General features: G+C 62.7%; 10 protein-coding genes and 1 pseudogene. 6 read left to right on the top strand and 5 right to left on the bottom strand.

Going from position 1 to position 15,292, the window contains the following annotated elements:
* Nucleotides 1–105: 105 nt before the first annotated feature.
* From CVM73_RS41465 to CVM73_RS12005, 3 genes are all read right to left on the bottom strand, one after another.
* Nucleotides 106–2,745 (bottom strand): bifunctional diguanylate cyclase/phosphodiesterase, encoded by a 2,640-nt coding sequence (locus CVM73_RS41465; protein ID WP_100232200.1) that lies wholly within the window; start codon nt 2,743–2,745, stop codon nt 106–108.
* Nucleotides 2,746–3,030: 285 nt separating this feature from the next.
* The gene (locus CVM73_RS12010; protein WP_245452289.1) at nt 3,031–3,795 is read right to left on the bottom strand and encodes a DUF2182 domain-containing protein; all 765 of its coding nucleotides are present in this window, start codon (nt 3,793–3,795) and stop codon (nt 3,031–3,033) included.
* 78 nt (nt 3,796–3,873) lie between these two features.
* On the bottom strand, nt 3,874–4,506 hold the full coding sequence (locus CVM73_RS12005) for a DUF1326 domain-containing protein (protein WP_100232198.1): 633 nt from the start codon (nt 4,504–4,506) through the stop codon (nt 3,874–3,876).
* A gap of 430 nt (nt 4,507–4,936) precedes the next feature.
* Here CVM73_RS12005 and CVM73_RS12000 point away from each other — a divergent pair, with 430 nt between their 5' ends.
* Both CVM73_RS12000 and CVM73_RS11995 read left to right on the top strand, forming a co-directional pair.
* A complete protein-coding gene (locus tag CVM73_RS12000) occupies nt 4,937–5,407 on the top strand; it encodes an aminoacyl-tRNA deacylase (RefSeq protein ID WP_208639195.1) in 471 nt (156 codons plus the stop codon).
* Between the two features lie 114 nt (nt 5,408–5,521).
* A complete protein-coding gene (locus tag CVM73_RS11995; protein WP_100232197.1) occupies nt 5,522–5,941 on the top strand; it encodes a CBS domain-containing protein in 420 nt (139 codons plus the stop codon).
* Between the two features lie 298 nt (nt 5,942–6,239).
* Here CVM73_RS11995 and CVM73_RS40645 read toward each other — a convergent pair.
* Nucleotides 6,240–6,502 (bottom strand): annotated as a pseudogene (locus CVM73_RS40645) (transposase); the annotation flags it as partial.
* 130 nt (nt 6,503–6,632) lie between these two features.
* On the opposite strand from CVM73_RS40645, the gene CVM73_RS11985 reads away from it, so the two are divergent.
* The 3 genes from CVM73_RS11985 (at nt 6,633) to CVM73_RS11975 (ending at nt 10,280) form a co-directional block, all read left to right on the top strand.
* Nucleotides 6,633–7,772, top strand: coding sequence for a TRAP transporter substrate-binding protein (locus tag CVM73_RS11985; RefSeq protein ID WP_100232196.1), 1,140 nt, complete (start codon nt 6,633–6,635; stop codon nt 7,770–7,772).
* A 94-nt stretch (nt 7,773–7,866) separates the two neighbouring features.
* Entirely contained in the window at nt 7,867–8,535 is a 669-nt protein-coding gene (locus CVM73_RS11980) for a TRAP transporter small permease subunit (RefSeq protein ID WP_100232195.1), read from the top strand.
* Nucleotides 8,532–10,280 (top strand): TRAP transporter large permease, encoded by a 1,749-nt coding sequence (locus CVM73_RS11975; protein WP_100232194.1) that lies wholly within the window; start codon nt 8,532–8,534, stop codon nt 10,278–10,280. Before CVM73_RS11980 ends, CVM73_RS11975 begins: the two co-directional genes overlap by 4 nt.
* 45 nt (nt 10,281–10,325) lie before the next feature.
* Here the strand turns inward: CVM73_RS11975 and CVM73_RS40900 are convergent, their stop codons facing one another.
* Nucleotides 10,326–14,045 carry an autotransporter domain-containing protein gene (locus tag CVM73_RS40900; protein ID WP_245452288.1) on the bottom strand — a complete coding sequence of 1,240 codons (3,720 nt, stop codon included), beginning with the start codon at nt 14,043–14,045 and terminating at the stop codon, nt 10,326–10,328.
* A 155-nt stretch (nt 14,046–14,200) separates the two neighbouring features.
* Between CVM73_RS40900 and CVM73_RS11965 the strand changes: the two genes are divergently transcribed.
* A complete protein-coding gene (locus CVM73_RS11965; protein ID WP_100232193.1) occupies nt 14,201–15,154 on the top strand; it encodes an AraC family transcriptional regulator in 954 nt (317 codons plus the stop codon).
* Nucleotides 15,155–15,292 lie beyond the last annotated feature (138 nt).

The raw sequence follows: 15,292 nt of genomic DNA, 5'->3' as shown, positions 1-15,292 counted from the left end.
TTCGCGCGGCGCCGTCCTTCGGCAATTCAGGGAGGTTCACCTGCTACTCTTGGGCGCAAGGGCTGCAGTGGCGGGCCATGATGACAAACGCCGGAGGCATTCAGCTCACGCCGCCCGCCGTTTCCGGCGCGCCGCGGGGCCTTGCCAGGAGAGGCCGGCGAGCGGCACGGGCTTGCTGAAGTGAAATCCCTGGCCGAGCGGGATGCCGAGCGATTGGAGCCGTCTGACCTGTTCGGAGGACTCGACCCCCTCGGCGACGATCGACAGCTTCAACGTCTTCGCGAGCTGCACGATGGACTTCAGCACGGCAACGGTCTCGCTGCGATCGACCCGGTCGATGAATGATTTGTCGATCTTGACCTTGTCGAACGGAAACGCGGTCAGATAGGACAATGACGAGTAACCGACACCGAAATCATCGAGGGCAATGGAGACGCCGAGCGCCTTGAGGCGCTGGAGCGTCTTGAGGTTCTCCTCGGTGTCGGCGAGAAATACGCTCTCGGTGATCTCGAGCTCGAGCCGGGTTTGCGGAAGGCCGCTCTGCGCCAACGCAAACGTCACGGTGTCGACGAGATTGGTGCCGGCAAATTGCAGGGCGGAGAGGTTGACAGCGACCTTGACATCGGCCGGCATGCTCGTCGCATCGCGACAGGCCCTGGCGAGCACCTGATTGCCGAGCTCGACGATCAGGCCCCCCGCCTCCGCAACCGCAATGAACTCTGCCGGAGGAATGTAGCCCTTGGTGCCGTGATGCCAGCGCGCCAGGGCCTCGACCGATTTGACCCGACCGGTGCCGAGCTCGATCACCGGCTGATAAAACACCTCGATCTCCTCGCGCCAGATCGCTTCGCGCAGCTCGATCTCGAGCACGTTGCGCTGATCCGCTTCGGCCTTGAGCTCCGCTGAATAGACATGGAAGCAGCTTCGGCCGGCATTCTTCGACCTGTAGAGCGCAAGATCGGCGTTGCGAAGGATCTCGTCGACCCGCGTGCCGTGCTCGGGCACGAGTGCAAGGCCAATGCTACAGCCGATCACGACGGGATGGCCATCGATATGATAGGGCTCGGCAATGGCCTGGACCAGCCGCGCCGCCAGGCTCGCAGCGCCGTCGCGCATCGCGGCCCGGCCCGGCGCCACGATCACGGCAAACTCGTCGCCGCCGATTCGCGCCGCCGTATCGGCGTCACGAATCTGCGACTTGATCCGGTCGGCAACCTGCTTCAGCAACGCGTCGCCGCATTGATGGCCGAGCGCATCATTGACGGACTTGAACTTGTCGAGATCGAGCAGGAGCACCGCGAACGCGGGCTCCAGCCGGCGGGAGCGGGCCAGCGCCGCGTCGATGCGCTCCTTGAACAGGTTGCGATTGGCAAGACCGGTCAGGCTGTCATAATGCGCCAGCCGCTCGATGCGGTCCGCCGACGCCTTGCGCTCGGTGATGTCCTCATGCGTAGCAACCCAGCCGCCCCCTTCGCGCCGGCCGTAGGAGATGTAGACGACCCGTCCATCCGGAAACTGCACGGTGTTCGAGATCTGCTCCGACTGGGCGAGCCGGTTCTTCAAATCGACGAGGTACGCCTCAACGTCGAGCACGGCGGTCTGCTTCGCGAACACCTCCCGGAAGTCCATGCCGATCCGGATGTCTTCCGGTATGAGTCCGTAGAGTTCGAGCCATTGCCGGTTGAACGCGATCAGGCGGTCACGGCCGTCGAACATGCTCAAGCCCTGGGGAAGGTTTCTGAGCGCGTCCTCGAACTTGCTGGCAAAATCGTGCAGCTCACGGTGGGCGCGATCCAGCGCCTGCTGCCGCCGCCAATGGAACGTCGTTGCGGCCAGGATGATGAACGTAAGCAGCAGCGCGCCGCCGAAATAGACCTTCTGCCTGAAGGCGGCGCGGGAATAGATCTCCTGCTCCGAAATGCCGACGGTAAAGATGAGCGGAAACGCGCGCGACCTGCGCGCGGTGATCAGCCGGTCGCTGCGGTTCGGTCGGTTCTCGTTCCAATATTGCGCGTAGAAGCCGTCACCCAGCTCGCCCTCGACGCGGTTCGGTGCGCGTTGTCCCAGCACGGAGCCCTGGTCCATGCCCCGGGCGGCGAGCACGACGTGGTTCGCATTTCTGAGCACTAGCGTTCCTCCGGCGCCCAGCTTCGCCGTTTCGTAGAACCTGCCGATGACATCCACGCTGATCGAGCCGACGACCACGCCGGCCGGATTCCGCGCGAGGTCGAACACCTTTCTCGCGAGCTGGATGGTCCATTGATGCGACACCCGCCCCAGCACCGGCTTGGCCACGTAGAGGCGATCATCGGCTTGCGCCATGACGTTGATGAAGTGCTCGCGATCGCCGAGATAGAGCGGCGGGCCGGAATAGCCCGCCGTGGTATCGAGCATGTAGCCGTCCAATCCGATCAGTGCGAACTGAACCACGTCGCCGGTCGCGATGCGGGCCTTGTCCGACCATGACTTCAGGCTGAAGGTGAGCGGGTCCTGGGCGTAGAGCGCTCGCACCACCAGCAATGACTGATCGACGCGCTCGAAGATCCGTTCGGTGTTTTCCTCGAACAATTCGGCGACGCTGTCGCCGTGCGACCGCGCCTGCTCGATCGCATCCGCCCGCTCCGATGACGTGATCGCGAAGTAGCCGATCCAGACCAGGGGCAGGAAGAACAATGCGACCTGCAGCGGTGCATTGCGCAGAATCGTCAGCGCCACCCTGCGGATTGATCTCGCGAGCATCATCATGCCCTCTCCCGCGTCGGCCGCAGGGGCAGAACAGTGCTCATCGCCGAAAACAGCACGCCTCTTCTCCGCCTCGATTGCACAGGCACGGCCACAGCCGGAAACGGGATGCGGGCCTGTCCATGGCCCGAAGCTAGTCAGGCCAGCCTTAAGTTTCGGTTGGAACAAAGCTCAATTTTTCGGCTTGCGACGTCCGTATGATCACGGTGGTCAGCCGGTTTTGAGCAACCGGGCGGTATTGGCATATTGGGAAGGCGGCATTCAGCAGCCCCCCCGCAGTTCCGGGCGTCACACTGCGCGCGCGAGAACGATCGCGCCGGACAGAATGAGGATCGCGCCTGCCGCATAGCTCAATCTTCGGCCGAAGGGCAGCAGCTTCTCCGCGGCGACATAGAGCGCGATACCGATGACCCAGACCAGGTTCATCACGCCGCCGACGAACAACAATATCATCAGAAACCAACAGCAGCCCACGCAGTAGCTACCGTGGCGAAATCCCATGCGGATTGCCCCGCGCGTGCCGGGCCGCCAATGCCTGCTGAGAAACAACAGCGGGCTCTCGCAGTAGCGCAAGCAGGCCTGCTTGAGCGGCGTGAACTGATAAAGCCCCGCGGCAATCAGAGCGCCGCCGCCCAGAATCGCGCTGGTGCTGGCCATCGCCATCGACAGCAACCCGAAGCGTTCGAACGCCCCTTGCACCAGGACCGCAGCGAGACTGAACCCGGCCCACGTCACGAGATAGCCGGCGAGAAAGATCCAGGTATCGATCGCGGCGCGGGAGGCAGTCTCCTGCTTGCGCTTGACGGTCGCATACAAGAGAACGGTGCGCGCCGCGCTCGGCGCCATCATCGCGATCATCATCATCCACCACATCACGAACAGCAGCACTGCATAAAGCGGCGTCCATGGCATCGGCGCCATGTCCGGCATGTCGGCCATCATCTCGGTATCCATGCCGGCGCCCGCAGCGAGATAGGCCCAGGCGAGCGCCACCACTGCGGCGGTCCCGATCGCGACGATCAGCCGGTCGCGGTGGAGCAGGTGTTCCAACATCAGCCGCCCCTGCATCGATTTGTCCAGGATGGCGATGAGGAGCTGACACCGGGATGTTGTCTCGGTGTCAGCGCCGCATCACGCCGCAACGCCCTCGGGCGTCTGCACGACATTGGCGAGCGAGCTGTGCGTGCCCTGGGTCTCGAATGAGATCGCACCGGTCGAGCGGATATTGGCGGACGCGACCTCGGCAGCCCTGTGCTCGAAGCCCTCGGGCATGACCACCTGAACGCGATGGGGAGCGCCGGTCACGGGATTCTTGATCGGCTCCACCTCGGTCTCCAGCACATCGCCGGCAATGAGCTTTGCGACACGGCCATTCTTGTCGAAGGAAAATTCGAACGGCGCGAAAACCGGATCGTGAATGGTCGTCACGATCAGGCTGAAGATATGGAACAGCGTGCCCTCGGCCGAATGCTTGCCCGACAGAATGTTGAACAGTGCCTGTCGCTGCTCCGGCGTGGCGCGCTGGTCGACGATGGGCTGCATCTTGCCGTTGCCTTGATGCAGCGCGCCGGGGAAATCCACCACGACCGCAAAACAAAGGCCGTCGAGCTTGACACCTTCAAAATGCCCCCTCGCGATCCGCATGCCGACCATGCCTTTGCAATAGCCGTGGGTCGGTAGAGCGTTGAAATCGCAGGGGCAGCCAAACGCGCAATTGCAATTTTTCATCCATTCGCCTTCGAGACGCCAGTCCGATGCAGCCATGGCACATCTCCCAATGTGAGTGGGGACACGACAGCCATTGACGAATTTGTTCAGCGTTCTTATCGAGGCAATGCGAAATGGCGCGAGCGGGATCGAGTTCGATCAGAAGGCCGGCCTCGCAGAATAAGTATGGTGGCGAGCTGCCGTTTACCGTCCGAGGATCATATCAGCGGCAGCCGGGCACGTATAGCGAATGAGGGTAGTGGCTCAGGCACATCTCGGGGATGTCCGACGAATCGGAACCGGGCTCCAGATGCTGTCTTGCGCGCTTTCTTCGCGCGAACCGGTGTCCGCTTCGCTGGAAAAACGCCCTGATTGCGGCCTTCGAGGGCAAGGTCTATGCTGAAGCCCGGCAATCACGCGGCCGCCCATCGTGCGGCGGGGCAGCCTCACGCTGGATGGCTCGCACACCCATCCGAAAGGCGACGCCATGACCATTGCCCCCACATTGCACCGGTATCTGGCTGCCGAGAACATCGAGTATGCCGAGATCCCACACACTCTCACCATGTCATCCGCCCGCACGGCGCAGGCCTGTCACGTCTCGGGCGATCACCTCGCCAAGGCCATCGTGCTGCGGCATGACGGCGGCTATATGCTCGCGGTCGTGCCGGCTTCGCACCATCTCAACCTGCCGGACCTGAAGGAGAGGCTTGGCGAGGATCTCGCCATGGCCAACGAAAGCGAGATCAACCGGCTGTTCGCGGACTGCGCGCCCGGAGCCGTTCCGGCGGTTGGCCGATGCTACGGCCTCGATCTCATCGTCGACGACAGCATCCAGGCCCAGCCTGAGGTCTACATCGAAGCCGGCGATCACGAGACGTTGCTTCAGCTCACCCATGCGCAGTTCGCGCGCCTGACGGCCAATGCACCGCATGGACGCTTCAGCAGGCACGACTGACGGCGTGACAGCAGGATGATTCCAGGCACGCCCGTCGCGGCGACGCGTGCGGTTGCGTCCAGTTCGTAGTATAGTCACGTCGCGGGGGGGCTGTGTTCGCAAGGGAGGTCCTCCATGAAAGTCAAGGACGTGATGCACAAGGGCGTCGATTGGGTCAGCCCCGACACCCCGATTACCGAGATCGCGAAGTTGATGCGAGGGCACGACATCGGCTGCATTCCGATCGGCGAAGATGACCATTTGATCGGGATGGTGACTGATCGCGACATCGTCTGCAAAGGCCTTGCGCGCAAGGACTTCAACGCCGCGGGCATGACAGCGCGGGACGTGATGACTGAAGGCATCCATTGCTGCCGGGAAGACGACGATCTGGCGAAAGCCGTGCACCACATGGAGACGCTGAAGATCCGCAGGCTGCCTGTGATCAACAAGAGCAAGCGGATGGTCGGCATGATCAGCCTGGGTGATGTCGGGCAATCCGCCACCGCTGATCTGTTGACGCAATGCGTCAAGGGCGTGTCGGCCCACCATTGAGGCAACGTCGGCTCGATCCGGTCGGATCGCTCGCAGCCCCCGCGGCCGCGGAGTTCGAGCGTGCATCGCGTGCAGTGTGACCGCAGTTCGGCTTCGCCGCGCTCGGCGGCGAGCGGGTTCATGGCAACAGGGATCGAACAAGGAGAGGGAAATGGCGTGCCATTCAGAATAAAGCTGCGAACTCGTATATCATTGATATAATTATATATTTAAGGCGCCAGCGTCTAAACCGCGTTGCATTGTCAACCACGACGTCACGACACCTTGCACGGACGGGGTGGACCATACATTCCGTTCAGACCATGGCGTCGGCCAGCAACCGCTTCAGCCGCGTGTTCTCGTCCTCCAGCGTCTTCAGCCGTTAGGCCTCCGGCACGTCCATCCCGCCGAGCTTCGCTTTTCATTTGTAGATGCTGACGTCGGTAGATGCTTGCGTCGCTGAGGCCATACCTGCGGCAGATCGGCGGCCGAAACGTCGGCCTCATGCTCTTCCAAAATTCCGATGATCTGCTCTTCCGAAGGGTGGCTACGCTTCCGTGGTCTGGTCCTGCTGCGGCGCATCGTCACTGTAGTCCGCGTCGTAGCGTCGCATCTCCTCGAACATTCTTGCCAAACCCCCGCGCAGGACTTTGACTTGTTCCAACTAAAAAAGGAGCTGATCCGCAAGGGATCGCTATGGGAGGAGGCAGCCATGACCAAATCAAATAAGCGCAGCACCTCGAGCCGCCGCGGCTTTCTCAAGGTCGCTGCTGCGGGGGCCGCCGCGACGGTGGCCACGCCGAGCGTCGTCAGCGCCCAGGGGCCGATCAGCATGCGCTGGCAAAGCACCTGGCCGTCAAAGGACATTTTCCACGAATACGCCCTCGACTACGCCAAGAAGGTCAACGACATGACCGGCGGCGACCTCAAAATCGAAGTGCTGCCGGCAGGCGCTGTCGTGCCCGCCTTCGGCCTGCTCGATGCCGTGTCCAAGGGCGTGCTCGACGGCGGTCATGGCGTGCTGGTCTATCACTATGGCAAGCAGACCGCGCTGGCGCTCTGGGGCTCGGGACCGGGCTTTGCGATGGACGCCAATATGCTGCTGGCCTGGCACCGCTATGGCGGCGGCAAGGAGCTCTTGGAAAAGCTCTACGCGTCGATCAACGCCAACGTGGTTTCCTTCCCCTACGGGCCGATGCCGACCCAGCCGTTCGGCTGGTTCAAGAAGCCGATCGCCAAGCCCGAGGACGTCAAGGGTCTGAAATTCCGCACCGTCGGCATCTCCATCGACGTGTATTCGGGAATGGGCGCAGCCGTGAACGCGTTGCCGGGCGGCGAAATCGTAGCTGCCATGGACCGCGGCCTGCTCGATGCGGCCGAATTCAACAACGCCACTTCCGACCGCGTGCTCGGTTTCCCCGACGTATCCAAGGTCTGCATGCTGCAGAGCTATCACCAGAACGCCGAGCAATTCGAGATCATGTTCAACAAGGACAAGTACAACGCACTGCCTGACAAGATGAAGGCGATCATCGCCAACGCGGTGGACGCGGCGTCGGCCGACATGTCCTGGAAGGCGATCGACCGCTACTCCAAGGACTACATCGAGCTGCAGACCAAGGACAACGTCAAGTTCTACAAGACGCCGGACAGCATCCTGAAGCAGCAGCTCGAGATCTACGACGACGTGGTCAAGAAGAAGGCGGCGGAGAACCCGCTGTTCAAGGAGATCGTGCAGTCGCAGATCGAGTTTGCCAAGCGCGCGACGCAGTGGGAGCAGGATACGGTGGTGAGCCGCCGCATGGCCTACGATCACTATTTCGGGCCGACCGCCGCGGCGAAGAAGCTCTGACGCCTAAATAAAGCCGGCAAGGCGCCGTCCGGACCGACACCCGGGCGGTGCCTTGTGCTATGTTGGAATCGCTTCTCATGCCGAACCTTGTCACATGAGCGTACAGCGTTTACTGCACACGATCGACGGTATCTCGACCTGGGTCGGCAAGGCGACCGCCTGGCTGATGATCGTCCTGATGAGCGTCGTCTGCATCGAAGTGTTCAAGCGTTATGCCGTGAACATGCCGACGGCCTGGATCTTCGACGCCGAGAACATGCTGTATGGATCGCTGTTCATGCTGGCCGGTGCCTACACGCTGGCGCAGAACGCCCATGTCCGCGGCGACTTCCTGTATTCCTCGATGCGCCCGCGTACGCAGGCCGCGCTCGACCTCGTTCTCTACTTCGTGTTCTTCATCCCGGGCATCGCCGCGCTGATCTATGCCGGCTACTTCTACGCCGCGGACTCCTGGGCCATCAACGAGCATTCCAACGTCACGGCCGAGGGCCCGCCCGTCTACCACTTCAAGACCGTCATCCCGATCGCGGGTGCGCTGATCATGCTGCAGGGGATCGCCGAGATCATCCGCTGCGTCGTGTGCCTGAAGACCGGCGAATGGCCGAGCCGACTTGCCGACGTCGCCGAGACCGACGTCATCGAGGAGCAGCTCGCGCACTCTGAATACGTGGACGAGGAATCGCGCAAGCTCGCCATCGAGGGCGCGCAGCGCATCGATGAAATGGCGCGGCAGCGCGGCATGGGCGGGGACCTGAACACATGAGCGATCCGGCACTCGGCCTGTTGATGCTGACGCTCATCGTCGTCGTCATCATGATGGGCTTCGCCACGGCGTTCACTCTGATGGGCCTTGGCATGTTCTTCGGCTTCATCGCCTTCTACGACCCGTCGCAGAACTGGACGCACAACAAGGTGTTCGAGCTGATGGTCCAGCGCAGCTACGGCGCAATGACCAACGACGTATTGATCTCCATCCCGTTGTTCGTGCTGATGGGCTATGTGATGGAGCGCGGCGCCCTCGTCGACAAGATGTTCTATTCGATCCAGCTTGCCTTCCGCCGCGTGCCCGCTTCGCTCGCGGTCGCGACCCTGATCGTCTGCACCTTCTGGGGCATCGCCTCAGGGCTCGTCGGCGCGGTCGTGGTGCTGATGGGCGTGATCGCCTTCAACCCGATGCTGCGCGCCGGCTACGACGTCAAGCTCGCCTCCGGAGTCATTACTGCGGGCGGCACGCTCGGCATCCTGATCCCGCCCTCGGTGATGATCATCGTCTACGCCGCGGTCGCGGGCCAGTCCGTGGTCAAGCTCTATGCGGCCGCGATGCTTCCGAGCTTCTTCCTGGCGTTCCTCTATCTCGTCTATGTCTTGGGCTGGGCGATGATCAACCCGAAGATCGCCCCGCCGCTGCCGGAGGAACAGACCCGCGTCAACGTGCCGGAATGGATCACGAAGTTCTCGACCCTCTACTCGCCGAACCTGTTCGTCGGGCTGTCCAAGGCGCTGTTGTCGCCGGCAAAAGCGAAGGTGCTCGCGATCGACGGCAAGCCGATGGGCTATGGCGCGGTCGTGCAGAACTTCCTCATTGCGCTGGTGCCGTTCCTGATGACCGCGGCCACGCTCGGCACGGTCTGGTGGTACGTCGTGATCCACCAGCAGGCCGGCGCCGCGAGCGCAGCCGTCGAAGGCCTGCAGCAGCTCGGCAGCCCGGTCGAGCCGAAGGAGCTGTCGCCCGCCGAAAAGGGACCGGACACCCAGTTCTACATCTGGTTCGCGATATCAGCCGTCGTGATGGCAGCGTGGACGGTGCGCTCTTACTTGCGCATGGACGGCGAACGCTTCGAAGTGTTGAAGCTCCTGACGTCGTCGGTGATGCCGCTCGGCATCCTCACCGTCGTGGTGCTGGGGGTGATCCTGTTCGGCATCACGACCGCGACCGAGTCCGCCGGCGTCGGCGCCGCCGGCGCCTTCATCCTCGCTTTCCACGCCCGCACGCTCGACTGGAAGCGCACCAAGGAAGCGGTGTTCCTGACCGCAAAGACGACCGCGATGGTGTGCTGGCTGTTCGTCGGCTCGGCACTGTTCTCGGCGGTGTTCGCCATTCTCGGCGGTCAGGCGCTGCTGGAAAGCTGGGTGCTGTCGCTCAACATGACGCCCGTGCAGTTCATGATCCTGTCGCAGGCGATCATCTTCGTGCTGGGCTGGCCGCTCGAATGGACCGAGATCATCATCATCTTCGTGCCGATCTTCCTGCCGATGCTGAAGCACTTCAACATCGATCCGATCCTATGGGGCACGCTGGTGTTCGTGAACTTGCAGGCCGCGTTCCTGTCGCCGCCGGTCGCGATGTCGGCGTTCTATCTCAAGGGCGTCGCCCCGAAGCACGTTACGCTGAACCAGATCTTCGCCGGCATGATGCCCTACATGCTGATCGTGATCCTGTGCATGGTGATCATGTATCTCTGGCCGGGCATGACGCTGTGGTTGCCGAACTATCTGTACGCGAGTTGAGATATAGCGGGGGAGCACCGGAGCGCTTGGCATATGGCGCTGCTCTCACCACGCGTAGCGCACGACCCCTTTACCGGCATAGGAGCGGGTGACCTGCGAAAATTCGCCCTCAAAGGTGGCGGCAGCCGACCAGCCGTTGCGCCACTTCCATTCGGCGGAGGCGGTCGTCAGCACGGCATCATGCGCTTGCGCCGCGCCGTTCACCACAAAGGCTGCGCCGGGCAGCGTCTGGAAGGTGGCGGCGATATTGCGGTCGGAATTGAAGTCGTGGGCCCATGCAAGTCGGCCGCGCAAGGTGAAAATGCCGTCCAGCATCACGAACGATTTGTCGGAACGCAACCCGAGCTCGCTGCGCGTGGCGGTGACGCTCTTGGCTGCATAGCCAAGCGCGAACGTATTGGTTCCGGTGACGGCGCTCTCGGCATAGGCCGGAAGATCGAACGTCGTGAACTGGCCCGCGGCATAGGGCGTAAGGCCCATCCACGGCGTGACAAAACGATAGCCGCCCTCGACGCGCCCAGAATACGCGTTGGCGTTGAACTGTGCGCGCAGATGATCGAGGCCAGCAGCCGTGACGAAGCGGTCGGTGGTGATGTCCTGCCAGCCGTAGGCGACGGCGGCAGCGATGTATGCCGGGCCGGCCGTGTGTCGCACGAAAGCGCCGGCCTGGAACAGGTCGGAACGACCGCTGCCGCCATTTGCGACGGAAAAGCTGGTGCCGCCGCCGGCGAGCGCAAAACCGGCAATGGTTGAGGGCGAGAAGCGGTAGTCGGCGCCGATCGCGCCAGCGGCGATACGGCTCGTCGTGTTGTTCGAACCGAGCGTAGTGTTGCCGTCGGTCGACTGCGAGCCGCCGAAGCCAGCCGCCCACACGCTCCAGCGCGGCTCATACGGCAGTGCGGACGGCGCCTTGTGATAGACCGCAGCGTAGGCGTCGCGCTCGCTTCGCGGGCGCGCCGGGCCATTGGATGCATAAGCGAGGGTGGGTTGACCGGCGGGCGACGACGCGCCGCCTCCTGTTGCGACCGTTTCGCCGCGACCGCCGATGAACGGGTCAGTCATCAGCCCCACGAACAGGTTCATGACTTCGAAGGTCGTCTGCTGCGTTCCGGTTGCGGTTTCGCCTGAGATCTGCGTCAAGCCGGCTGGTGTCAGCGATCCGAATGCCGCCGGAATGTTGCCGTTCGCGTTGAAGAAATCGCTCAGTGCATTCGCGGCGTTCTGCTGGTTGATATTGAGGCCGCCGCCGAAATTCAGCGCGAGATTCAAATAGACGTTGTTCGCATCATAGCTCAAGGCGGCATTGAAGTTCGATCCATTGGTGTTGACGACCGGGTTGAATGTGCCGCTGAAGCCGCCGGTGGCGTTGAGGATGGTGTATTGCTTGGAGACGAGGCTGCCATTGAAGGCTGCGTTGACGGTCGCGCCGCCGAGCGTGGCGATGCCCGTGACATTGACCCGGTCGACACTGGATGACGACACTTCAACGATGTAGCTCGCCACTGCCGTCAAGACCAGGCTGCCCTGCACGGTGAGCAGACCGATCGAATGGCCGGGCGAAAGCGTACCGCCGTTGATCGTCGTGTTGCCGACGATGCCGTTGCCACCGAGCGTGGCGCCCGCGCTCACCGTGAGGTTGCTCGCCGAAGCAAGGTCACCGTCGACGCTGAGCGTGCCGCCATTGACGTTCACCGGACCTGCAAAGGTGCTGGTCCCGGTCAACGTCCAGCTCGAGCTGCCGATCTTGTTGAATGTGCCGAAGCCCTGATACTGCGCGGCTGCACCGATCTGCGACACGTTGAAGCTTGCCGTGCCACTGCCGCCGAGTTGGAACGTATCGTTACCCGTCCCGAGCACGTCGCCTGATATGCTCGAGCCAGGTGCCAGCGTCAGTGTGTTGCCGGCGCCGGCAAACTGGATCGCCGTGCCGCCGCTGATGCTGCCGGCATTGAAGATCGAAGAGCCGCCGGCGGCCGCGGCCAGGATTCCGATTATCCCACCTGTGATGCTGGCGCCGGTCATGTTGGTCACCGTCGCGCTGGTTCCGGCGTAGATGCCGTAGGTCGAGGTACCGGTGATCGTGCCGGCATTGGTGACATCGGCTGTGCTGATGGCGACAACGCCGCGCGTGCCGCCCGAGATGGTGGCGCCGGCGGTGTTGGTCACCGTCGCGTTGGCTAGGGCGAAGGCGCCATCGCTGGCACCGGCGGTGCCGGAGATGGCCCCGGAATTGGTGAGGTTGAGAGAACCGCCAGCCGCGCGAATGCCGGACAGGCCGCCCGTGATGTTGCCGGCGTTGATGACGTCGACGGCATTGGCATAGACTCCGTACTGCCCGCCCGTGATGCTGGCAGCCGTGTTATTGGTCACAGTCGCCTTGATTTGAGCGAAGATGCCAGAATCCGCCGTGCCTGTAATACTGCCAGCATTGGTTACATTGGCTGTGCCGGCAGAGTGAACTCCGGATTGACCGCCAGTGATGGTGGCCGTGGCGCTATTGCTCATCACCGTCGCACTGGTTCCAGCGTAGATGCCGTAGGTCGCGATGCCGGTGATCGTGCCGGCATTGGTGACATCGGCTGCGCTGATGGCGACAACGCCGCGCGTCCCGCCCGAGATGGTGGCGCCGGCGGCGTTGGTCACCGTCGCGTTGGCTAGGGCGAAGGCGCCATCGCTGGCACCGGCGGTGCCGGAGATGGCCCCGGAATTGGTGAGGTTGAGAGAACCGCCGGCCGCGCGAATGCCGGACAGGCCGCCCGTGATGTTGCCGGCGTTGGTGACGTCGGCGGCATTGGCATAAACTCCGTACTGTCCGCCCGTGATGCTGGCAGCCGTGTTATTGGTCACAGTCGCCTTGATTTGAGCGAAGATGCCAGAATCCGCCGTGCCTGTAATAGTGCCGGCATTGGTTACATTGGCTGTGCCGGCAGAGTGAACTCCGGATTGACCGCCAGTAATGGTGGCCGCGGCACTATTGTTCATCACCGTCGCGCTGGTTCCAGCGTAGATGCCGTAGGTCGCGATGCCGGTGATCGTCCCGGCATTGGTGACATCGGCTGTGCCAATGGCGACAACGCCGCGCGTGCCGCCCGAGATGGTGGCGCCGGCGTTGTTGACCACCGTCGCGTCGGAAAGGGCAAAGGCGCCATCGCTGGCGCCGGCGATGCCGGAGATGGTGCCGGAATTGGTGAGGTTGAGAGACCCGGCATTCGCGCGGATGCCGGTAAGGCTGCCCCCGATGGAGGCGTTGGTGTTGTTGTTGACCGTTCCGTTTGCGACGAATATTCCGTAGTCTGTACCTGAGATCAAGTTGGCGATGCCGGCGGTAACGCTGACGGTAACGCCAATCTCGCCCCCGGTGCCGTAGCCGCTGGTGCCTGCGTTGGTGCCAGGCGCGCCGCCGCCTTGATTGAAGGTGGCGCCCGTGCAGGTCGCCGTCACAGCGTTGGCCGCCTGGGGTGTACAGTCAGCCCGCGCGGCTCGATCCAGCAATAGTGCCATGGCGAAGGCAAGGGCCAGAGATAGCCCGATTTTCGCGAGCGAAATGCGCGGGCCGTTCAGACCTGAACCGTCGCGCAAGCCAACTGAAAATGTGTTCATGCCCAGCATTCCTCGGCAGACGGCTGTGCCGCCCGCGCTCCAGCGCAAAATCGTCGGACGCAATTTCGCATAACGGCCGCGCCACTTCTGTCGCCGGCGGGCCACAGCACTTTCTGGAGGCTTGACGTTATACGTTACAGACTTTGCAATCTGCGCACTCTGCACGACAAAATGCGTCAGCGTGCCGCAGGCTCCTCGAATTCAATACGCAGTTGATCTTATACGAGCAGGTCCTTTGCATTTTGCGCAAAGGGAGCCGGCTTGAAATTTGCAATCTCCGGGTGAACACTAGGTCCGAAATTCATTGGAATGCATCGCCCATGTCCGCAGCTGAGGATTTCTCGCCCAGGCGCTTCACCACCGACCAATTGCCTGAAAATGAGAGACTGGCGCGATGGCGCGAGGAGTTCGGAAGGACGCTGGTACGTGTAGACATAGAGCCTCTGCCCAGCGACATTCCGTTCAGGGCGGAGGCCGTGCTTCAAAATCTCCCGGGCGTGCGCCTCGCGCTCTGCGGCGGCTCCGAGGCGCGTCTCCATCGCACACGCGCGCTGGCTGCCGATGGCGGGGACTGGATCGGCTTGTTTGTAAATCTGGGAGAAGCTGCATCCGTATCCCAACGTGGCAGAGAGTTGGTGCTGAGGGAGGGCGATGCCGTGATTGTCCGCCCGGACGAGCCGGCCCTGTTTTCCGCGACGAAGCATCTTCATTTGTTGTTTCCGCGCGCCGCTCTGGCCGTACGGACGAACGATATCGCCGGCGCGGTCATGAGACCGATTTCGCACGGCGCTTCGCCACTGCGGCTGCTTCTCGGTTATCTGCATCTCATCCAAGGGGAGCCCGGTCTCGATGAGACGGCGCTGCGGCAGGCAGCGGTCAACCACATCCACGATCTCGCCGCACTGGTGATCGGCCCGACCCGCGATGCGCGACAACAGGCAAGGGGCGGCGCCGCCGCGGCGCGATTGTCCGCTGCAATCGAATTGATCGGGAGATCTTTCACCGACCCCGAGCTCTCGCTGGCGCATGTTGCCGAGCGCCAGGGTATCTCGCCGCGCTATCTTCAGGAGTTGCTGGAGAAGTCGGGAGCATCATTCACCGCACGCGTGAATGAGTTGAGATTGAAGCGGGCCTTCGCGCTCTTAACGAAATTCCCGGACCGCCCAGTGTCCGAGATTGCCGCCCAGGTCGGCTATTCCAATGTCTCGCATTTCAACCGCCTGTTCCGGCAACGCTTCGGGGATAGGCCGAGCGGTGTACGAGGCCGCTTCTGAGAGAAACATGCCCGCCCCATGGCATGCGTCGTGAGGGCGCTGACGTTAGGCACAGCTATTACCGTCTAGCGGCACCGGTCGTACGAAATCGTGGTTTGGCGTAGAGCGCTCCTCGTCACGAGCACAAATCGGTCAGCC

Source organism: Bradyrhizobium forestalis (assembly GCF_002795245.1).
Lineage (GTDB): Bacteria > Pseudomonadota > Alphaproteobacteria > Rhizobiales > Xanthobacteraceae > Bradyrhizobium > Bradyrhizobium forestalis.
This window is presented reverse-complemented; position numbering and strand designations above follow the sequence as displayed.